Origin of the sequence: Bradyrhizobium sp. OK095 (assembly GCF_900109945.1) — a bacterium.
Taxonomy (GTDB): Bacteria; Pseudomonadota; Alphaproteobacteria; order Rhizobiales; family Xanthobacteraceae; genus Bradyrhizobium.
In genome coordinates this window covers 238,141-258,957 of the sequence record NZ_FOBX01000005.1, presented here as the reverse complement: position 1 = coordinate 258,957, position 20,817 = coordinate 238,141, and the positions used below count along the sequence as shown (strand labels likewise).

16 protein-coding genes and 1 riboswitch are annotated in these 20,817 nt (G+C 64.9%); of the genes, 12 read left to right on the top strand and 4 right to left on the bottom strand.

Features of this window, described 5'->3' with window-relative positions:
• The first annotated feature begins 122 nt into the window (after positions 1 to 122).
• The 3 genes from BMW89_RS38620 to cysN are packed head-to-tail and all read left to right on the top strand — an operon-like array spanning position 123 to position 5,460.
• The gene (locus BMW89_RS38620; RefSeq protein ID WP_177196073.1) at positions 123 to 2,594 is read left to right on the top strand and encodes an FAD/NAD(P)-binding protein; all 2,472 of its coding nucleotides are present in this window, start codon (positions 123 to 125) and stop codon (positions 2,592 to 2,594) included.
• A gap of 20 nt (positions 2,595 to 2,614) precedes the next feature.
• Positions 2,615 to 3,565 (top strand): sulfate adenylyltransferase subunit CysD, encoded by a 951-nt coding sequence (gene cysD, locus BMW89_RS15555; RefSeq protein WP_092028063.1) that lies wholly within the window; start codon positions 2,615 to 2,617, stop codon positions 3,563 to 3,565.
• Complete coding sequence (gene cysN / locus BMW89_RS15550) at positions 3,565 to 5,460, top strand: sulfate adenylyltransferase subunit CysN (protein WP_092027787.1); 1,896 nt, start codon at positions 3,565 to 3,567, stop codon at positions 5,458 to 5,460. Before cysD ends, cysN begins: the two co-directional genes overlap by 1 nt.
• 30 nt (positions 5,461 to 5,490) lie before the next feature.
• Here cysN and BMW89_RS15545 read toward each other — a convergent pair whose 3' ends face one another.
• Positions 5,491 to 5,685 (bottom strand): DUF1674 domain-containing protein, encoded by a 195-nt coding sequence (locus tag BMW89_RS15545; RefSeq protein ID WP_092027785.1) that lies wholly within the window; start codon positions 5,683 to 5,685, stop codon positions 5,491 to 5,493.
• 190 nt (positions 5,686 to 5,875) lie between these two features.
• On the opposite strand from BMW89_RS15545, the gene BMW89_RS15540 reads away from it, so the two are divergent.
• The 3 genes from BMW89_RS15540 to purH all read left to right on the top strand — a co-directional run bounded on the left by BMW89_RS15540 (position 5,876) and on the right by purH (position 10,856).
• Complete coding sequence (locus BMW89_RS15540; protein ID WP_092027783.1) at positions 5,876 to 7,222, top strand: RsmB/NOP family class I SAM-dependent RNA methyltransferase; 1,347 nt, start codon at positions 5,876 to 5,878, stop codon at positions 7,220 to 7,222.
• A gap of 157 nt (positions 7,223 to 7,379) precedes the next feature.
• Positions 7,380 to 9,098 (top strand): heparinase II/III family protein, encoded by a 1,719-nt coding sequence (locus BMW89_RS15535; RefSeq protein ID WP_177196090.1) that lies wholly within the window; start codon positions 7,380 to 7,382, stop codon positions 9,096 to 9,098.
• A gap of 58 nt (positions 9,099 to 9,156) precedes the next feature.
• A riboswitch (ZMP/ZTP riboswitch) is annotated at positions 9,157 to 9,238 on the top strand.
• A 25-nt stretch (positions 9,239 to 9,263) separates the two neighbouring features.
• Positions 9,264 to 10,856, top strand: a complete 1,593-nt coding sequence (gene purH, locus BMW89_RS15530) for a bifunctional phosphoribosylaminoimidazolecarboxamide formyltransferase/IMP cyclohydrolase (protein ID WP_092027778.1) — start codon at positions 9,264 to 9,266, stop codon at positions 10,854 to 10,856.
• Positions 10,857 to 10,901: 45 nt separating this feature from the next.
• Here purH and BMW89_RS15525 read toward each other — a convergent pair whose 3' ends face one another.
• Positions 10,902 to 12,290 (bottom strand): MFS transporter, encoded by a 1,389-nt coding sequence (locus BMW89_RS15525; protein WP_092027776.1) that lies wholly within the window; start codon positions 12,288 to 12,290, stop codon positions 10,902 to 10,904.
• Positions 12,291 to 12,403: 113 nt separating this feature from the next.
• On the opposite strand from BMW89_RS15525, the gene ggt reads away from it, so the two are divergent.
• Together ggt and BMW89_RS15515 are read left to right on the top strand one after the other, a co-directional pair.
• Positions 12,404 to 14,155, top strand: coding sequence for a gamma-glutamyltransferase (ggt, locus tag BMW89_RS15520; RefSeq protein ID WP_092027773.1), 1,752 nt, complete (start codon positions 12,404 to 12,406; stop codon positions 14,153 to 14,155).
• A gap of 100 nt (positions 14,156 to 14,255) precedes the next feature.
• A complete protein-coding gene (locus BMW89_RS15515; RefSeq protein ID WP_092027771.1) occupies positions 14,256 to 15,551 on the top strand; it encodes an MFS transporter in 1,296 nt (431 codons plus the stop codon).
• 10 nt (positions 15,552 to 15,561) lie between these two features.
• Here BMW89_RS15515 and BMW89_RS15510 read toward each other — a convergent pair whose 3' ends face one another.
• A complete protein-coding gene (locus BMW89_RS15510; RefSeq protein ID WP_092027769.1) occupies positions 15,562 to 16,227 on the bottom strand; it encodes a glutathione S-transferase family protein in 666 nt (221 codons plus the stop codon).
• A gap of 151 nt (positions 16,228 to 16,378) precedes the next feature.
• Here BMW89_RS15510 and BMW89_RS15505 point away from each other — a divergent pair, with 151 nt between their 5' ends.
• The 4 genes from BMW89_RS15505 (at position 16,379) to panE (ending at position 20,162) form a co-directional block, all read left to right on the top strand.
• Positions 16,379 to 16,975 carry a DUF2239 family protein gene (locus BMW89_RS15505; RefSeq protein ID WP_092028062.1) on the top strand — a complete coding sequence of 199 codons (597 nt, stop codon included), beginning with the start codon at positions 16,379 to 16,381 and terminating at the stop codon, positions 16,973 to 16,975.
• Positions 16,976 to 17,064: 89 nt separating this feature from the next.
• Positions 17,065 to 18,414, top strand: a complete 1,350-nt coding sequence (locus BMW89_RS15500; RefSeq protein ID WP_244547599.1) for an MATE family efflux transporter — start codon at positions 17,065 to 17,067, stop codon at positions 18,412 to 18,414.
• Positions 18,415 to 18,516: 102 nt separating this feature from the next.
• Positions 18,517 to 19,125 (top strand): 2-hydroxychromene-2-carboxylate isomerase, encoded by a 609-nt coding sequence (locus BMW89_RS15495; RefSeq protein WP_177196072.1) that lies wholly within the window; start codon positions 18,517 to 18,519, stop codon positions 19,123 to 19,125.
• Positions 19,126 to 19,238: 113 nt separating this feature from the next.
• The gene (gene panE / locus BMW89_RS15490) at positions 19,239 to 20,162 is read left to right on the top strand and encodes a 2-dehydropantoate 2-reductase (RefSeq protein ID WP_092027764.1); all 924 of its coding nucleotides are present in this window, start codon (positions 19,239 to 19,241) and stop codon (positions 20,160 to 20,162) included.
• Positions 20,163 to 20,178: 16 nt separating this feature from the next.
• On the opposite strand, the gene BMW89_RS15485 is transcribed toward panE, so the two are convergent.
• The gene (locus BMW89_RS15485; RefSeq protein WP_092027763.1) at positions 20,179 to 20,772 is read right to left on the bottom strand and encodes a c-type cytochrome; all 594 of its coding nucleotides are present in this window, start codon (positions 20,770 to 20,772) and stop codon (positions 20,179 to 20,181) included.
• Between the last annotated feature and the right edge of the window lie 45 nt (positions 20,773 to 20,817).

The following is a 20,817-nucleotide window of genomic DNA, read 5'->3' as shown; positions in this document are numbered from 1 at the left end:
GAGGCCGGCCGCACGTCTTCTAACTGCAAGTCTTCTTTCTGACGCTTCGAATTCAACAACGGCTTTGGGAGGCCCCCATGCCGAGCGGCTGCTCGCGCCTGGGGCAAACAGGGAGTGGAGCGATGATCATCAGCATTGTCGGCGGCGGCGCGACCGGAATCACGATATTGCGCCACCTGGCGGAGCTCGCCGCATCCGGGCGCGACGAGGGCGCGATCGGCGGCATCCAGCTGTTCGACAAATCGGGCTTCGACGGAGGGGTCGCCTACCGCACCCAGAGCGACCGACACCTGCTCAACATGAAGGCCGCGAAGATGTCGATCCGCCCGGGCGACGCGGAGGAGTTTCTGCGCTGGGCCTGGGCGCGCGGCCTCGATTGCGGCCGCAACGATCATCTGCCGCGAATGGTCTATCGGGATTACCTGGATAGTGTTCGCAACGAGGCGATCGCGCGATGCCGTAGCGCCGGCGTGCCGGTTCACGTCGAGCATGCCGAAGTGATCCGCATGCGATTTTCGACGGATCACAATGTCCTGCTGACGACGGACGGCAATATCACGCATATCTCCTCCGTGCTGGTCCTCTGCACCGGACACAATGCGCCCGAGGATCACTACGGCCTTGCCGGGCACCCGAACTACATTCGCGATCCCTACGCGCAATTCAGCTTCACCGACCGCAACGACACCGAGATCGGCATCCTCGGCAGCGGGCTCAGCGCGGTTGATACTGTAACCGCGCTCGCCAAGACCCACGATCGTGTCAGAATGACCTGCCTTTCCAGAAGCGGCCTGTTCCCCACGGTCCAGCCGGTCGCGATCCCTGCGATCACCAACGATTTCCGCGACGCCCTGCATCACTATGTCGTCAACCGCAAACAGGTCGGCGCAGACGCGTTTGCCCACCGACTCTCGGACCTGCTGGTCGAGATCACCGGCCTCGACTGCGATCTGTCGTGCGCGAACATCGCGAGCGATGCGCTGGCCGATCTCGAGCTGAACATCGCGCAGGCCGAGACCAGCGAGCCCAACGTCCACTGTTATCTCGCCAGCATCGCCAACGTGGTATGCGACGCCTGGAGCCGGATGAACGACGTCGAAAAAGCACGGTTCATGGACGTCTACAATTCCGGCTGGCTGCGCAACCGCTCCGCGATGCCTATGGAGAATGCGCTCCGGATCCGCGACCTGATGCGATCAGGGAGGCTGTCGACGCGCGCCCGTCTGCGCACCGTGACCGAGATCGGCAGCCGGTTTCGCGCACATCTCGGCGACGGCGACCATCGCGACATCGACTGCGTCATCGACGCAACGGGACCGTCCTACCGGCTCGACAGCAGCCCGCTCTATCAGGACATGCAGCGGCAGGGCCTCGTTGCCCTGGACGCGCTCGGCGGAATTCGCTGCGGTTATGACGACAGCCGCGTCCACGACCGGCACGGCAATCCCTATCCGAACGTCTACGCGGTCGGCGGCCCCACCAAGGGCGCGCATTTCTTCGCCGGCGCCGTCGATATCAACATGCACCGCGCCGAAGCCGTGATCGAAACCATCCTCACCCCGAGAGATTCGCAGATGAACAGCCTCAAGACCTCCGTGGACGAAACCGACCGTCTCGCCGACCTGGTCCGCCGCGACCATCCTTCGCTCGACACGATGGTGCTGGCGATGGACGGTAAATATCAGACGAGGCCGGCGGCGCTGGACGAACTGATGTGGGAGGTGAGGGACTGCCTCGGCGAAGCGTTCCGGCACTGGAGGCCTGAGGACTTCCCGACGCTCTACTGCGCGTGGGGGCGCTGCCGCGTCGGCTCGACCGCGCTCACCAATCTGTTCGGCGTCGCCGGAATCCCCTCTTATTTCCAACCGGTGAAGGTCGTCCTGCGCCATCGGCTCCTTGGCAATGCGGGCGAGCCATGGGCCGTGCCGCGGGCGTCGGAGCAGCCGCATATCTTCAGCAAGGAAATGGGCGGGCCCTACGTACTGGCCGAAAGCCTGTTCCTGCCGCTCCAACCGCTGATCGAGGCCGGCTGGCCGGCGGACAAGCTTCACATGATCATGCTCGACCGCGACCCCGCCAGCTCGCTCGCGTCCTGGCTGGAAAAATGGTCGGACCGCGTTCCCGAGGATCGACTGATCCAGAACTATGTGATCTCCACGCTGAACGCACGTCGCGTCGAGAGCTATGCAAGGCACCACGGCGTGCCGGTCACGCACTACGTCTACGAAGCGAGCAAGGACGCGACCGGATCGGTGCGAAAGCTTTTCGACCGGCTCGGTCTCGGCGCCCGCTTCACCGAGAGCGCCGTCACCGATTGGAATGAACGCGGGCAGATCGAATCGAAGGGCTCGGGTGTCACGTTCCTCAGTGAGCCCAAAATCTACACCGTGGTCGGCCTTCACGGATCGGATACTGCGTATCGTTACCGGAGCCGCAAAACGGCATCGCTGAGCGAAGCGCAGATCGAGGTCATCGAACGCTACGGCATCGACGACATCTACCGCGCCTCGGTCGCGGCCTGCATCAACGATCTCTCGCTGGACGCCGACACCGCAATTCGCTTGTTCGGCGAACGCCTGGGCACAGCCGCATGACCGGGCAGATCGAGCTTGTCATGGAGGCCTCGCCGGCGCGCTCCGCGCCGGATGAAGCCCCGGCGCACCACCGCACCACCAGCCATCTCCAGCGCCTGGAAGCGGAGAGCATTCACATCCTGCGCGAGACGGCCGCCGAATTCCGCAAGCCGGTGATGCTGTACTCTATCGGGAAAGACTCTTCGGTGCTGCTGCATCTGGCGATGAAAGCGTTTCATCCCGGCAAGCCGCCATTTCCGCTGCTGCATATCGACACGACCTGGAAGTTCCGCGAGATGATCGCATTTCGCGACCAGCGCGCGCGCGAGCTCGGTCTTGACCTGCTCGTCCATACCAACCAGGACGGATTGAGCCAGGGCATCGACCCCTTCACTCACGGCTCGGCTCGCTACACCGACGTCATGAAGACGCAGGCATTGCGGCAGGCGCTGGACCATCACGGTTTCGACGCCGCGATCGGCGGTGCGCGGCGCGACGAGGAGAAATCGCGCGCCAAGGAGCGCATCTTCTCGCATCGAAGCACGGCGCATCGCTGGGACCCGAAGAACCAGCGGCCGGAACTGTGGAGCCTGTACAACACGCTGCTCGCGCCCGGCGAAAGCATGCGGGTGTTTCCGCTGTCGAACTGGACCGAGCTCGACATCTGGGACTACATCCTTGCCGAGAACATCCCGATCGTTCCGCTGTATCTCGCTGCAAAACGCCCGGTGGTCGAGCGCGACGGCGCGCTGATCATGGTGGACGACGGACGGATACCGCTGAATCCCGGCGAACAGCCGCGCTGGCGCTCCGTCAGGTTTCGCACCCTCGGCTGCTACCCCCTCACCGGCGCAACGAGCTCGACGGCGGCAACGCTGCCGGAGATCGTGAGCGAGATGGTGGCGTCACGCACCTCCGAACGGCAGGGACGCATGATCGATCGGGACAGCCCCGCATCGATGGAGCGCAAGAAGGCGGAAGGCTATTTCTGATGTCCTATCACGAGGCCCCCACGATTGCCCCGGTCGACGCGCCGCGGCTGGATCAGGACGACCGGCCGACGTTGCGTTTCGTCACCTGCGGCAGCGTCGATGACGGCAAGAGCACGCTGGTCGGCCGCCTGCTCTACGATTCCAAGACGCTGCTCGACGACCAGCTCGATACGCTGGCCTCCGAGAGCAAGACGGCCGGCACGACCGGCGGCGATCTGGATTTCGCGCTGCTGGTCGACGGCTTGCAGGCCGAGCGCGAGCAGGGCATCACGATCGACGTCGCCTACCGCTTCTTCGCCACCAAGCTGCGCCGCTTCATCGTCGCCGATACGCCGGGACATGCGCAATATACCCGCAACATGGCGACCGGCGCCTCCAATGCCGATCTCGCCGTGGTGCTGGTCGATGCCCGCAAGGGCATCATCACGCAGACACGGCGCCACAGCCATATCCTGTCGCTGCTCGGCATCCGCCATGTCGTGCTCGCCGTGAACAAGATGGACCTGATCGAATTCGACGGCGACCGCTTCGCTTCCATCACCGCCGAATATCTGACCCTGGCCGGGCAGCTCGGGATCTCGCAGGTCCAGTGCATCCCGGTCGTCGCGCCTGACGGCGACAACATCGTCGCCGCGAGTACGCGGATGCCCTGGTACACGGGACCGACCGTCACGGCCTATCTGGAATCGGTGGACGTTGCCGGCGACGTCTCGCAGCGGCCGTTCCGGCTGCCGGTGCAATGGGTGAACCGGCCGCATGCGGATTTTCGCGGTTTTTGCGGGCGGATCGCCAGCGGAACGATCGCGACGGGCGACGCGATTCGCGTGCAACCATCGGGACATCATGCCCACGTCGCACGAATTCTCACACCCGCCGGCGAGTGCGATCGCGCAGCCGCAGGCGAATCGATCACGCTCACGCTCACCGACGAGATCGACGTCAGCCGCGGCGACGTTCTGACCGCCGGGCCCGCACCGCTTGTCTCGGATCAGCTCGCCGCTCATCTCGTCTGGTTCGACGACGAGGCCATGGTCGTGGGCCGGCGCTATGTGCTGAAATGCGGCACGGCCTCGACCGGCGCGATGATCACGACGCTCAAGCACCGCATCGCCATCGACACCATGGCGCAGGAAAGCGCCATCACGCTCGACGTCAACCAGATCGGCTACGTCCATCTCAAGCTCGAACGGGCGCTGGTGTTCGAGGCCTATCGCGACGACCGCGACATGGGCAGCTTCATCCTCGTCGATCCGATCAGCCACCGCACGGCCGCGGCGGGAATGATCGACCTTTCACTGCGAGGGGCCGCCAATATTCATTGGCAGCGGCTTGCCGTGGACAAATCCGTGCGGGCGCGGCTCAAGCAGCAGCGGCCCTGCGTGCTCTGGTTCACCGGCCTGAGCGGTGCCGGCAAATCGACCATCGCCGATCTCGTCGACCGCAGGCTTGCCGAGCTCGGCCGCCATGCCGCGCTGCTCGACGGTGACAATCTTCGCCACGGCATCAACCGCGACCTCGGCTTTTCCAGCGTGGAGAGGATGGAGAATGTCCGGCGCGTCGCCGAGATCGCGGCCCTCTTCGTCGACGCCGGCATGATCGCGCTGGTGGCGCTGATCTCACCGTTCCGCAGTGAACGTGAGACGGCGCGGCATCGGGTCGAGGCGGGTGAGTTCATCGAGATCCATGTCGCGACCCCACTCGCCGAATGCGAGCGTCGCGATCCCAAAGGGCTCTATCGCAAGGCGCGGGCGGGTGAGCTGCCGGTATTCACCGGCATCGACCATCCCTACGAGGCGCCGCAGACGCCGGAGATCACCATCGATACGTCGGAACTGTCGAGCGAGGCGGCCTGCGAGCGCATCATCCGCTACTTGCGGGAGCACCATTACCTGTAGCAGCTGGATCGGGCCGGTCCGGCATAAGGCTCAGAAGTCCGAGGCGATGCCTTTGCGTTCCCAATCGCCATAGCGGGTGGGCTCGGGTCCTTTCGGCCCCTGCAACTCCTTCGGGGCAGCCTCGGCGTGGGCCGCGGCGGCCTGCCGGCGGTCCTCGGCCTCGGCGAGCGCGCGCTGGGCTGCCGGCGGGAGCGGCTTGCGATCGGGAACGGGCTGGTCGCTCATGGTCCGGCTTTCTAGCCCAGGACGACCCATGGCGCGACGTCCAATAACGCATTCCTGAAATCGGACCGGGAGGGCTGAAAAAACCGGAAGCTATTCTTACATTTGGCATATTCGCGTGCCAGAGATCGGTTTCTCAAGGCATGCGCCCATATCGGCGGAACTGCCGCTCGCTCAGAACCTTAATTTCCGCATGCCCTCTCAACGTTTCGCCCCTCCGTCCGAAGTGCCCGGTCTCGCGGCACGGCGGATCGCTGCCGACATCGTCGACGGCGTGCTCCACAAGCACCGAACGCTTGACGAGCAGCTCGATGGTACCGGCGCCCATCCCGGATTGAAGACACTCGCCGACCGTGACCGCGCGCTGATGCGGCGTCTGGTTGCGACCATCCTGCGCCGGCTCGGCACGCTCGGCCATGTGCTGTCGCGCCTGCTCGACAAGGGCATTCCCTCCGACGCACCGCGCGCGCAGAGCGCGCTTTTGATCGGTGCCGCCCAGATCCTATGGATGGACGTGCCCGACCACGCCGCGGTCGATCTCTCGGTTCGCCTCGTGCAATCCGACCGGCGCGCCGCGCGCTATGCCGGCCTCGTCAACGCCGTGCTGCGCCGCTGCGCGCGCGAGGGTCAGGCGCTGGTTGAAGAAGTCGCCGCGCAATCGCTGGACCTGCCGCCCTGGCTGCTCGCGCGCTGGAGCGCACATTACGGCGAGGCGACGGCGCGGGACATGGCGCTGGCGCTCGCTCACGAACCTTCGCTCGATCTGACCGTGAAGTCCGACGCCGCACAATGGGCGAGCCGGCTGCACGGTGAAGTGCTGACGACTGGATCTGTGCGTACTGTCCTGCACGGCGCGGTGACCATGCTGCCCGGCTTCACTGAAGGACAATGGTGGGTGCAGGACGCCGCCGCCGCACTGCCGGTGCGTCTTTTCGGCGACATCAAGGGCAAGTCCATTGCCGATCTCTGCGCTGCGCCCGGCGGCAAGACCGCGCAGCTGGCGCAATCAGGCGCGCATGTCACGGCGCTGGACCGCTCGCCCGCCCGGGTGGCACGCCTGCGTGAAAACCTGACGCGCTTGTCGCTCCAGGCCGAGACTGTCGTCGCCGACGCCGTGGAATGGGCCGGCCCGCCCGAGGGTTTTGACGGCATCCTGATCGATGCGCCCTGCACCTCGACCGGGACGATCCGCCGCCACCCCGATGTGGCTTGGCTCCGGCAGGAATCCGACATCGCCGCAATGACCGTGCTCCAGCAGCGGCTGCTGAAGAAATCCGTCTCGCTGCTCAAGCCGGGCGGCACGCTGGTCTACTGCACCTGTTCGCTGGAACCCGAAGAGGGCGAGCACGCGATCGCCGCGCTGCTGGCCGCAGAGCCTGCGTTACGCCGCGTGCCGATCGAAGCGTCCGAGGTCTCGGGGCTCTCCGAGATCATCACCACTGAGGGCGACCTGCGTACCCTGCCCAGCCATCTGCCGAACGCCGATCCCAAGCTCGGCGGGCTCGATGGATTCTTCGCAGCCCGGCTCGTTAAATCCTGATTTTGCACTGGTTTTTGCGACTACGACACTGATTCGCGCCGTTCAAGGTGGTGTCAGACGGTCGATTTTGGGGTTAATAAGGATTCGTCGGAATCCTCTCCCCCCTACAAGGCAAGGCGTGTCGGTCGCTCAACGCAGACGTATCTCGACGCTGGTGATGAACCGCTTCGCGCGGAACATGCTCGCGCGCGCGAGCGGCGGTTCCGTTGCGTTGTCGCGGGTCTGGCCGGGCCGCGCCGACCGGCTGATCATCGCGCCGCATGATCTGCGCACCGCGGATGCGACCCGCGCCGCCGAGATCTATGCCGGCCGCTTCGTCTTCGCCGGCAAGATCGTCAATTGCCACGGCCGCTCGATCTTCGATCTCGAGCCGCCGTCGGAGGATTGGGAGGTCGCGCTGCTCGGCTTCGGCTGGCTGCGCCATCTGCGCGCCGCCGACACCGCGCTGACGCGGGCCAATGCGCGCGCACTGGTCGAGGACTGGATCGCGAACCCCTCCAACAAGCGCCGCGCCGTCGCGCGGCGCGCCGACGTGCTGGCAAGGCGCGTGATCTCGCTGCTGTCGCAGGCACCGCTGGTGCTCAATGACACCGACAACAAATTCTACCGCCGTTATCTGCGCGCGCTGGCACGCGAGATCCGGCTCCTGCGCTACACCATGGTGGACATCCCGGACGGGGTGCCAAAGCTCCAGGTCCTGATCGCGCTGTGCTACGCGGCGCTCTGCCTCGCCAACCAGGCCGGTCAGATCCGTGGCGTGTCGAAGAAACTCTCGGACGAATTGCAGCGGCAGATCCTGCCTGACGGTGGACACATCTCCCGCAATCCGGGCGCGCTGATCGAGCTGCTGATCGACCTGTTGCCGCTGCGGCAGACTTTTGCTGCGCGCAACATCGCGCCGCCGCCGGCGCTGCTCAACGCGATCGACCGCATGATGCCGATGCTGCGCTTCTTCCGGCACGGCGACGGCAATTTCGCGCTGTTCAACGGCATGAGCGCGACGCCGTCTGACCTGCTCGCGACGCTGCTCGCCTATGACGACACCCACGGCACGCCGATGGCGAACATGCCGCATACCGGCTTCCAGCGCCTCGATGCCGGCCAGACCACTGTGATCGTCGACACCGGCCCCCCGCCGCCGGCCGGCGTCAGCCACGATGCCCATGCCGGCTGCCTGTCGTTCGAACTGTCTTCCGGCATCAGCCGCATCGTCACCAATTGCGGCATGCCGACCACGGGCCGCGACAATTGGCGGCCGTTCGCGCGCGGCACGGCGGCGCATTCGACGCTGACCTATCACGAGACGTCCTCATGCCAGTTCGTCGAGATGTCGGCGATGAAGCGCCTGCTGCACGGATCGCCCGTCACCAGCGGCCCTGTCGAGGTCGAGAGCTATCGCGAGGTGGTGCAGAATGGCACGCTGCTGACGACCTCGCACGACGGCTATCTCGCCAAGTTCGGCGCGATCCATCGCCGTGTGCTGATGATCGCCAATGACGGCGCGCGCATTGACGGCGAGGACACACTGTCGCCGCCGCAAGGCGGACGCTTCAAGGGCGCTGACGCCGATTTCGCGCTACGCTTCCATCTGCATCCCGCGGTGAAGGCGAGCCGGCTGTCGGATGCGCGCGGCGTCATGCTGGTGCTGCCGAACCGCGACGTCTGGACCTTTGAAGCCCTGGACGACAAGGTCGACCTCGAGGACAGCGTCTTTTTGGCCGGCAATGACGGCCCCCGCCGCACCGCGCAGATCGTGATCCGCCAGGACGCGCGGCAGGCGCCCTCGATCCGCTGGAGTTTTGTGCGCTCCACCGCTTCGCCGGCGATCACCAATGCCCGCCGCAACGCCCGGCGCGAGCCGGAACTTCCGCTGTAAATGCGCATCTGCCAGTCCTGTCCGGCGTTGTGAAACTGGCTGAAAACTGCTATCGAGCCCTCGCTCGCGCGACTGGCGACCTTGGATGGAGCACCATCGGGAAGCGCGGGACTGAGAAGCCGCGCGCCTGGGCATAGACACTCCTTAAGACAGAGGATCTTGCTCATGACTGACCATCCCCGCCGCGTCACCCGCGCCCTTCTCTCCGTTTCCGACAAAACCGGCCTGATCGAATTCGCAAAGGCGCTCGCCGCGCATGATGTCGAGCTGGTCTCGACCGGCGGCACCGCCAAAGCAATCGCCGCGGCCGGCCTCAAGGTGAAGGACGTGTCCGACCTCACCGGCTTTCCCGAGATGATGGACGGCCGCGTCAAGACGCTGCATCCGAAGGTACATGGCGGCCTGCTCGCGATCCGCGACAACAAGGAACATGCCGAGGCGATGAAGACGCACGGCATCGCGCCGATCGATCTGCTCGTCGTCAATCTCTATCCGTTCGAAGCGACCGTCGACAAAGGCGCGGGCTTCGAGGATTGCATCGAGAACATCGACATCGGCGGCCCCGCGATGATCCGCGCCGCCGCGAAGAACCATGACGACGTCGCCGTCGTGGTCGAGGCAGACGATTACAAGGCCGTGCTCGACGAGCTCGCCGCCAACAACGGCGCGACCACGCTGAAGCTGCGCCGGCGGCTTGCCGCAAAGGCCTATGCACGCACCGGCGCATATGACGCTGCGATCTCGAACTGGTTCAACCGCCAGCTCGAGATCGACGCGCCCGATTTCCGCGCCTTCGGCGGCAAGCTGATCCAGTCGCTGCGTTACGGCGAGAATCCGCACCAGACCGCGGCGTTCTATGCGACGCCCGACAAGCGGCCGGGCGTCTCGACCGCGCGGCAGCTCCAGGGCAAGGAACTCTCCTACAACAACATCAACGACACCGACGCGGCCTATGAATGCATCGGCGAGTTCGACACCAAACGCACCGCGGCCTGCGTCATCGTCAAGCACGCCAATCCCTGCGGCGTCGCAGAAGGCTCGAACCTCGTTGACGCCTATCGCAAGGCGCTGGCCTGCGATTCCACCTCGGCGTTCGGCGGCATCATCGCGATGAACCGCGCGCTCGATGCCGACACCGCGCGCGAGATCACAAAAATCTTCACCGAGGTGATCATCGCGCCCGATGCCAGCGAGGAGGCGATCGCCATCATCGGTGGGAAGAAGAATTTGCGCCTGCTGCTCGCCGGCAGCCTCCCCGATCCGCGCGCGCCGGGCCTCACCGCCAAGACGGTGGCCGGCGGTCTCCTCGTGCAGAGCCGCGACAATGCCGTGGTCGACCACATGATCTTCAAGGTCGTGACCAAGCGTGCGCCCAGCGACGCTGAAATGCGCGACCTCAAATTCGCGTTCCGTGTCGCAAAGCACGTCAAGTCCAACACCATCATCTACGCCAAGGATCTCGCCACCGTCGGTATCGGCGCGGGCCAGATGAGCCGCGTGGATTCAGCGCGGATCGCGGCGCGCAAGGCGCAGGATGCGGCGAACGAACTGAAGCTCGCCGAACCGCTCACCAAGGGCTCGGTCGTGGCATCGGACGCGTTCTTCCCGTTCGCTGATGGCATGCTTGCCTGCATCGAGGCCGGCGCCACCGCCGTGGTGCAGCCCGGCGGCTCGATGCGTGACGACGAAGTGATCAAAGCCGCCGACGAGCACGGCATCGCCATGGTGTTCACGGGGACGCGACATTTCAGGCACTAACCCTCCGCGAGTCGTCCCGGCGAAGGCCGGGACGACCGCAGCGTTTTATTGCTCCCGCACGCGCATCAGCAGCGCGAACCCCGCAACGAAGAACACCACCAGCACAGCCATGCCGGCTTTCTGGCTTGCCGTCACCGCGGTGATCACGCCGATCAGCAGCGGGCCGATGAAGGACGTGACTTTTCCGGTCAACGCAAAGAGGCCGAAATACTGCGCGATGCGGTCTTTCGGTGCGAGGCGGATCAGCAGCGTGCGTGAGGCGGCCTGAAGCGGGCCGCCGGCAGCGCCGATGAGACAACCCAGCACGAGATAGGCCCGCTCCGCGGCGCTCGAGAACATCGGGGCGCCCGGCAGCGGCGGCGCGACCTTGACGAACAGGACGCTGTCCCGGTCGACCAGAAGGATCGCCGCCACGGCGAGCAAAAGAACAAGCATGCTGCCGGCGATGACGCGCTTCGGCCCGAGATGATCGTCGAGCTTGCCGCCGAGCCATGCGCCAAAGGTGCCGGCAATCGCCAGCATGATGCCGAAGGTGCCGATCTGGATCGTGTGCCAGCCGAAGGTGCCGGCCGCATAGATGCCGCCGAACGCGAACAGTGACACCAGGCCGTCGGTGTAGATCATGTTGGCGAGAAGGAATGCGGCGAGCGACTTCTGCTGCGGCAAGCTCCTGATCGATTGCTTCAGCTCAGCAAGGCCTGCGTGCAGCGCCTCGCGCACCGGACGCTTCGCCGGGTAGTCCGGCGTGAACAGGAACAGCGGCGTCACGAAGATGATGAACCACAGCCCGGTCAGCGGTCCCGCGGCGCGGTCGCCCTGATGGGTTGCGGGATCGAGCCCGAACAGCGGCGTGAGGCCGAGCAGCGTGCGTCCGGTCTCTGGATTGGCCGCGAGGAAGCCGAGCACAATGATCAGGCTGACGATGCCGCCGATATAGCCCGTAGCCCAGCCGGTGCCCGAAAGCCGGCCGATCCGCTCCGGCGGCACCAAAGTCGGCATCATCGCATTGTTGAAGAGGGTGGCGAATTCCGCGCCGACGCTGGCGAGCGCGACCGCGGTGAGCAGAGGCGGAATGATGCCGGGATCGCCGGGCTTGCCGATCCACAGGGTGCAGGACGCCAGCACCAGCAGCGCGCCGAATCCTGCGATCCACGGCTTCCTGCGGCCCGAGGCATCGGCGATGGCACCCAACAGCGGCGACATCAGCGCGATGGCGAGACCTGCAGCCGCCATCGCAAAGCCCCACAGCGACTGTCCGGTGGCAGCATTTGGCGCGATGCTGGTGGCAAAATAGGGCGCGAACACGAAGGTCGTGATCAGCGTGAAATAAGGCTGCGCGGCCCAGTCGAAGAAAATCCAGCTGACGACGGCTGCGCGCGGCGGATAGGTCCGCTGCGCGCCGGCCAAGCGCGCATCCGGGGCGATCGTCGTCATTCCATAGTCCTCATCACGAACAGTTTTGTCTCTCTCGGGGCAAACCGTATAGCATTGCAGTGACGCGTGTGAACTGGCCCAGAGAAAGACTGAGGGCCAACGGCGGAAGTTTGATGATGTCGTCATTTTCGACACGGCGGACATTTTTCGCCTTCGTTGCCACTCTGGCGTTTGGTCTTGCGCCGGCCACCGCACAGGATGCGCGGCGGGCCTATCTCCCGCCCGCGCTCGACACGGTGCATGCCGTTCCCGCCGAGCACGGCATGGTGGTGGCGCAGGAGAAGATCTCCGCACAGGTCGGCGCCGACATCCTGCGACGCGGCGGCAATGCGGTCGATGCCGCGGTTGCGACCGGCTTTGCGATGGCAGTGACCTATCCGCGCGCCGGCAATATCGGCGGCGGCGGTTTTATGGTGATCCATTCGGCCGAGCGTCACGAAGACATCACGATCGATTATCGCGAGACCGCACCGGCCGCGACCACGCCGCAGATCTTCCTCGACGCCGATGGCAAGCCTGATGCGGAGAAGTCGCGAGATTCCGCACTCGGCGTCGGCGTACCCGGCACCGTCGCCGGTCTTTCCCTGGCGCTTGAGAAGTACGGCTCGGGCCAGTTCACACTGGCACAGTTGATAGAGCCTGCAATCGCGCTCGCCCGCGACGGTTTTGTCCTCACCGACGATATGGCCGACACGCTGCCGGGCTTGCACCGGCGGCTCGCGCGCTGGCCATCCTCGGCTAAAATCTTCTCACGCCCTGATGGCACGCCGCTCGGTGAAGGCGACAAGCTGGTGCAGAGCGATCTCGCCGAAACGCTGGCCGCCGTCGCTGCACAGGGTTCGCGCGGCTTCTATGAAGGCGCCGTTGCAAACAAGCTCGCCAAGGCGATCTCCGATGCCGGCGGCATCATGACGCCGGCCGACCTGAAATCCTATCAGGCAGTGATCCGCGCGCCGGTGCGCGGCACCTATCGCGGCTACGACATCGTCTCGATGCCGCTGCCGTCCTCCGGCGGCATCGTGCTGGTGGAGACGCTCAACATCCTCGAAGGCTATCAACTCGCCGATCTGAAGCAGGGCTCGCCGGCGTCGCTGCATCTGCTGATCGAAGCCATGAAGCGCGCCTATGCCGACCGCGCGCGTTATCTCGGCGATCCCGCCTTCGTCAACGCGCCGATCGAAACGCTCACCGCGAAGGACTATGCCACCAAGCTGCGCGCCGGCATCTCCACCGATCGCGCCACGCCGTCGAAGCAGATCGTGTCCGCCCCTCCCGCGCCGCGCGAGGGCACCAACACCACGCATTACTCGGTCGTCGACAGTCGCGGCAACGCCGTCAGCAACACCTACACGCTGAACTTCAGCTATGGCGTCGGCCTGGTCGCCGAAGGCACTGGCGTGCTGCTCAACAACGAGCTCGACGATTTCACCGCGGCGGTCGGCGCTTCCAACGCCTACGGCCTCGTCGGCTACGAGGCCAATTTGCCCGGACCCGGCAAGCGGCCGCTCTCGTCGATGTCGCCGACCATCGTGCTCAAGGACGGCAAGCCGGTGCTGGTGACGGGATCGCCCGGCGGCAGCCGCATCATCTCGACCGTGCTGCAAGTGATCGTCAACGTCCTCGACTACAAGATGGACGTGGCTGCCGCCGTTGCCGCGCCGCGGTTGCATCATCAATGGCTGCCGGACGAGGTGCGCATCGAGCGCGGCTTCCCCGACGATGTCCTGTTCGAGCTGAAGGCGATGGACCACCTCATCGTCGAGCCGATGGGGCAGACCTCGGCCAATTCGATCGCGATCACGCCGAACGGGCCGCTCGGCGCGCCCGATCCGCGCACGCGTGGCGCGGAAGCTGCGGGACAGTAGCCTCGCCGTGGCATGGCATTGGAGCACGCACGGCTGCTTGCGCCGGTCGACATGCGTGCTACCACCGAGCAATCTTCAAGAAACTGCCGGGGAAACGCACATGGCCACGACCGATCCGACCGGGCGCATCGAGCGCGCCGAGATCGAAGACACCAGCCTGCTCGCTTTCTATCGCGACATGAACGCGCCGGAACGGCGGACGTTCTGGGCCTGCGCCGCGGGCTGGGCGCTAGACGGCATGGACTTCATGATCTATCCGCTGGTGATCGGCACCATCATCGCGCTGTGGAAGGTCAATGCCGCCTCTGCGGGTCTCGCCGGCACCGTGACGCTGCTGGCCTCCGCGATCGGCGGCTGGCTCGGCGGCTATCTCTCCGACCATATCGGCCGGGTCAGGACGCTCCAGATCACCATCATCTGGTTCTCGTTCTTCTCGCTGGTCTGCGCGGTCGTACAGAATTTCGAGCAACTGTTGATCGCGCGCGCCGTGCTCGGCCTCGGCTTTGGCGGCGAGTGGGCGGCGGGCGCCGTACTGATGGGCGAAGCGATCCGACCGCAATATCGTGGCCGCGCGGTCGGCTCGGTGCAGTCGGGCTGGGCCGTCGGCTGGGGTCTCGCCGTGCTGTCGCAGGCGATCCTGTTCTCGGCATTGCCGCCCGAGACCGCGTGGCGCTGGATGTTCGTGATCGGCGCGCTGCCGGCGCTGCTGGTGTTCTACATCCGCCGTTCCGTCACCGAACCGGAGGTTGCGGTCGCGGCGCGCGCGAAGCATGCGGCGAGCGGCGATCGTCCGGCGCTCTGGGAGATCTTCTCCGGCCCGATCCTGAAGACCACGATTTTGGCGTCGCTGATGGCAACGGGCTGTCAGGGTGGCTATTACGCCGTCACCTTCTGGGTGCCGCAGTTCCTGACGAAAGAGCGGCATCTATCGATCGTCGGCTCGACCGGCTATCTCTCGACGCTGATCATCGGCTCCTTCATCGGCTATCTCACCGGCGCCTGGCTCGCCGACCGGATCGGCCGGCGCAATCTGTTCCTGATCTTCTCGATCGGGGCCATGGCGGTGGTGCTGCTCTACACGCAGCTGCCGCTCACCAACGAGATCCTGTGGGTGCTCGGTTTCCCGCTCGGTTTCTTCGCCTCCGGCTATTTCTCCGGCATCGGCGCGTTCCTGACCGAGCTCTATCCGACGCGGCTGCGCGGCTCCGGCCAGGGCTTTTGCTACAATTTTGGCCGCGGCATCGGCGCGCTGTTTCCGTTCCTCGTCGGCTCGCTCTCAGCGTCGACGTCGCTTGCAAATGCGATCGCGATGTTCGCGGTCGTGGCCTACGCGCTGTTCTTCATGGCCGCGTTTGCGCTGCCGGAGACGAAGGGCCGCGTGCTGCACGCGGACTAGTGAAAGCGAGCTAGCGTCCGATCTGGTACGGCCCGCCCTTCTCGAGGGCGCGGCTGTACGCTGGCCGCGCGTGGATGCGCTCCAGGAACGCCATCGCCTTGGGATGGCCGAGCTCGAGACCGCCGCGTGCTTGGGCTGCTTCGAGCGGAAAGCTCATCTGGATGTCGGCGGCGGTGAACTCGTTGCCGGCGAACCACTCGCTCTTCGCAAGCTCGCCTTCCCAATAATCCATGTGCTGCTTGAGTTGCGGATTGACCAGCGTGGTCAGCGCCTGGTTCGAGACTTTTCGCACCAGTGGTCGCAGCAGCGCCGGCGCGCGCTTTGGCATCAGCGTGAACAAGAGCTTCAGCAGCAGCGGCGACATCGCGGATCCCTCGGCATAGTGCAGCCAGTAAGTGAAGCGCAGCCGCTCCGGCGTGTTCGGCGGCGGGATCAGCCGGCCGTTGCCGTAGGTGGCGATGAGATATTCGATGATCGCACCAGATTCAGCGACGGTGTTGCCGTTGTCGGTGATGACGGGCGACTTGCCGAGTGGATGGATCGCGCGCAGCTCCTTCGGCGCGCGCATGTCCGGCTGGCGCTCGTAGCGCACGATCTCGTAGGGCACGCTCAACTCTTCGAGCAGCCACAGCACGCGCTGCGAGCGGGAATTGTTGAGGTGATGAACGGTCAGCATCGCGTGGTCCCCGGGGCTAGGCGTGGTCGATCAGCCGCGCGTTGGTGCCAGCCCGGGAACGCAATGTCGAGCCGTCCGGATGGATATTTTCACCCGGGTATATTGACCCCATGGATTTACCCGGGTATTAAAGCGGCCAACGATGATCAATATGGCAATGATTTCAATGCAAAAGACTTTCACCGCCTTCCAAGGGCAGCGTCGCTTGGTGTCCGGGCCGGCAGGAGAAGTCGCGCTGGTCGTCAAGCGGATGGCGCCGCGGCCGGATGAACCCATCACCATCTTCGAGGACGGCACGGGCCGATCGATCGACTTCGATCTGCGCGGCGGGGATCGCGAGGTGCTGGCACGTCTGGCGAAGCTGATCCCGCCGCCGGTTGAGGAGACCGCAGCACCGACCGAGCCGCGCGGGCGCGGCCGGCCAAAGCTCGGCGTGGTCGCGCGCGAGGTGACGCTGTTGCCCCGGCACTGGGAGTGGCTCAGCGCGCAACCTGGCGGCGCTTCGGTCGCGCTGCGAAAACTCGTCGACGAGGCAAGGCGCGTCAGCGGCGACAAGGACCGTGAGCGGCAGGCGCGCGATGCGGCCTATCACTTCATGTCGACCATGGCCGGCAACCTGCCGCAATTCGAGGAGGCCTCGCGCGCCCTGTTCGCGGATGACCGGCGGCGCTTCACCGGACTGATTGCTGACTGGCCGGCCGACATCCGCGACCACATCGTGAAACTCGCCACCAGCGACCGCGCCTAGGCGCAGCACTTCTCACAATCCCATCGACGGCCGGGCCGCGCGTCCTTCGCGCGGCAACGGCCTCGCACGCCCTGATGAAAGGCCAATCCATGTCCGCCGCAAAATCGCTCTGGACGACATTCCTGCGCTTCCTCGCACCGTTGATGCTGAGCAATGCGCTGCAATCGCTGTTCGGCACCGTCAGCAATGTCTATCTCGGTCAGATGATCGGCGTTGAGGCACTCGCAGCCGTCTCGGTGTTCTTCCCGGTGATGTTCTTCTTGTTCGCCTTCGTCATGGGCTTGAGCACCGGCGCCACGGTGCTGATCGGCCAGGCTTTTGGGGCAGGCGAACATGGCAAGATCAGGAGCGTCGTGGGCACGACACTCGCCGTTGGCCTGCTGCTGTCGATATCGATCGCGCTGATAGGCGGACTGTTCAGCCGGCAACTCATGATGATGCTCGCGACGCCCGCGGACATTCTCGACCAGGCCAGCGCCTATGCCCGCATCATGCTGCTGACGATGCCGCTCGGCTTCGTCTTTCTGCTGATGACGGCGATGATCCGCGGTGTAGGCGATGCGCTCACGCCGCTGCTGGCGCTGGCGTTGTCGACGACAATCGGCCTGATCCTGACGCCGATCCTGATCCGCGGTTCGTTTGGATTGCCCGGGGCCGGCATCACCAGCCCTGCATGGGCGGCCGCGATTGCCAACGCGCTGACGCTGCTCGTGCTGACGGTCTATCTGCTGCGGAAGAAGCACGCGCTCGCACCTGATGCCGCATTGCTGCGCCATCTACGGCTCGATCGTACTGTGCTCGGAAAAATTCTCGGCATCGGACTGCCCAGCGCGATCGGCATGGTGGTGATGGCGATCGCCGAGCTGGTGCTGCTCGGCCTCGTCAACTCTTATGGGTCGGACGCCACCGCCGCCTATGGCGCGGTGAACCAGGTGATGGGCTATACGCAGTTCACGGCGATGTCGATTTCGATCGCGGTCTCGATCCTCGGCGCGCAGGCAGTCGGCGGCGGGGACAGGACGAAGCTCGATGGCATCGTACGCACTGGGCTGGTATTCAACCTCGTGCTGACCGGCGGGCTTGTGGCGCTGATCTATCTCGCGCCGCGCGTCGTGCTCGGCATCTTCATCACCGACGGCGCTGTGCTCGATCTGGCCGAGGGACTGCTCACCATCGCCTTGTGGAGCTCGGTGCCGTTCGGCCTCGCCACCACGTTTTCGGGCGCGATGCGTGCCGCCGGCGTAGCGCTGGCACCGATGCTGCTGTCGATCTTCGCCATTGTCGCAATCGAACTGCCAGCCGCGGTGATCCTGAGCCGCACCGTGGGCCTGAAGGGCGTGTGGGCCGCCTATCCGATCGTCTTCTGCGCCATGTTCGTTTTGCAGATGGGCTATTACCTGCTGGTGTGGCGCAAGCGGGCGATCCGGCGTTTGATCTGATCATCAAGATATTATGACCATCATTAAACGGTGGACCCGTGGCGCGCGCTGCGCCACAATGGATGAAAAGCCAGATCAAAAGCCAGGTCAGGGAGAATGATTTTGACCCGCACAGCCCCGCAATTCCTGTTCGATTTCGGCAGCCCGAACGCCTATCTCAGCCATCTCGCGATCCCCGCGATCGAAAGCCGCATCGGCGTCAAGTTCGAATATGTGCCGATCCTGCTCGGCGGCATCTTCAAGTCGACCAACAACAAGTCGCCGGCCGAGACGCTCGCCGGCGTCAAGAACAAGCGCGAATTCCAGGCGGTCGAGACCGAGCGCTTCGTCAAGCGCTTCAAGGTCCAGCCTTACGTCTTCAATCCCAACTTCCCCGTCAACACGCTGAACCTGATGCGCACGGCGATCGCGGCACAGCTCGAAGGCGTGTTTGAGAAATACGTCGACGCCGCCTTCCACCACATGTGGCGCGAGCCGAAGAAGATGGACGACCCAGAGGTTGCAGCCAAGGCGCTGGCATCCTCCGGTCTCGATGCCCAAAAGCTGTTCGCTCGCGCGCAGGAGCCCGAGGTGAAGGGCAAGCTGATCAAGAACACGGAGGAAGCCGTCGCCCGCGGCGCGTTCGGCTCGCCGACCTTCTTCGTCGGCAACGAAATGTTTTTCGGCAAGGAGCAGCTGCGCGAGGTCGAGGAGATGGTGAAGGGCGAATAGCACCTTCTTTCCTCAGCGACAGAATGTGATCGCGGTAGCATTCTGGATTGCTTCGCTTCGCTCGCAATGACGACTATAGATAGACCGCCAATAGCAACAATAAGGACAATTCCATGCGCATTCTCGTGGTTGGCGCCGGCGCCATCGGCGGCTATTTTGGTGGCAGGCTGTTGCAGGCCGGCCGCGATGTCACCTTCCTGGTCCGGCCACGGCGCGCCGGTGAGCTCGCAAGCGCGGGCCTCGTCATCAAGAGCCCGAATGGCGATGTGACCTTGAAAAATCCGCCGACCGTGCAGGCCGAGGCGCTCAAGGACAAGTTCGACGTCGTGCTGCTCAGCTGCAAGGCGTTCGATCTTGACGACGCCATCAAGTCGTTTGCGCCGGCGGTCGGGCCTGATACCGCGATCATCCCGATGCTGAACGGCATGAAGCATCTCGACACGCTCGACGCAAAATTCGGCAAGGAGCGCGTGCTCGGCGGCCTCTGCGCCATCGCCGCGACATTGAACGAGAAGCGCGAGGTGGTGCATCTCCAGCCAATGCAGTCGCTCAATTACGGCGAGCGCGACGGCAAATTGTCGGACCGGGTCAAGGCGATCGACGAGGCCTTCAAGAGCGGCATCAATGGTGCCACCGCCAGCCAGAACATCATGCAGGACATGTGGGAGAAGTGGGTGTTTTTGTCCTCGCTGGCTGCGTCCACCAGCCTGATGCGCACCTCCGTCGGCAACATCCTCGCGGCTCCCGGCGGCAGGGATTTTCTGCTCGGCATGCTCGATGAGACCAGTGCGATCGCGACCGCGTCGGGCTACACGCCGGGCGGCCCGTTCTTCGAGCGCGTCAAAGGCATGATCACCACCGAGGGCTCGCCGATGACGGCCTCGATGTTCCGCGACATCAAGGGGGGCTTTCCCGTCGAGGCCGATCACGTGATCGGCGATCTCATCGCACGTGCGGATGCGGCCAAGGTCCCGGTGCCGAAGCTGCGCATCGCGTACACGCATCTGAAGGCGTACGAGAAGCAGCGGGCTGGTTAATCACACTCGCCCAGCCCTATTTGAAATACGCAAGATAGTGCGCGACGGCGGTGATTTCCTCGTCGCTCATGTGATAGGCGACATCGGCCATCGCGGCACCGCCGCCACCCACGCGCTGGCTGCTCTTGTAGTCGTGCAGCGCCTTGACCAGATATTCCTCGCGCTGGCCCGCGAGCCGCGCGACGGCCTTGGTACCGGCAAAACTGTCGGTGTGGCATGAAGCGCAGCGGCGGCCGACGGCGACTTGCGCGCCCTTTTTCGACAGGTCCGGATCCCCGTCTTCTGCGGCCTTCGGCGGCGTCATCGCCGCGAAATAGGCGCCGAGATTGCGGACGTCCTCGTTGGTGATTTCCTCGGCGATCGGCTGCATCTGGTCGTTCTTGCGCGAGCCGGCGCGGAAGAACACGAGCTGCCACTGGATGAATTGATCGGGCTGGCCGGCCAGCGAGGGAATGTTTTCCGTCTGCGAAATGCCGTTCTCGCCGTGACAGCCGGAGCAGACCGCGGCCTTCTCCTTGATTGCGGCATTGTCGGCGGCCTGGGCCGGGACGAATGCGAATGCTGCGAGCGATAGCGCGCCGATGACATACGAAGAAAACTGGCGGCGCATGATTACATCCTGAACTGACAAGCACGTCACTCGCCTCGGGAGAGA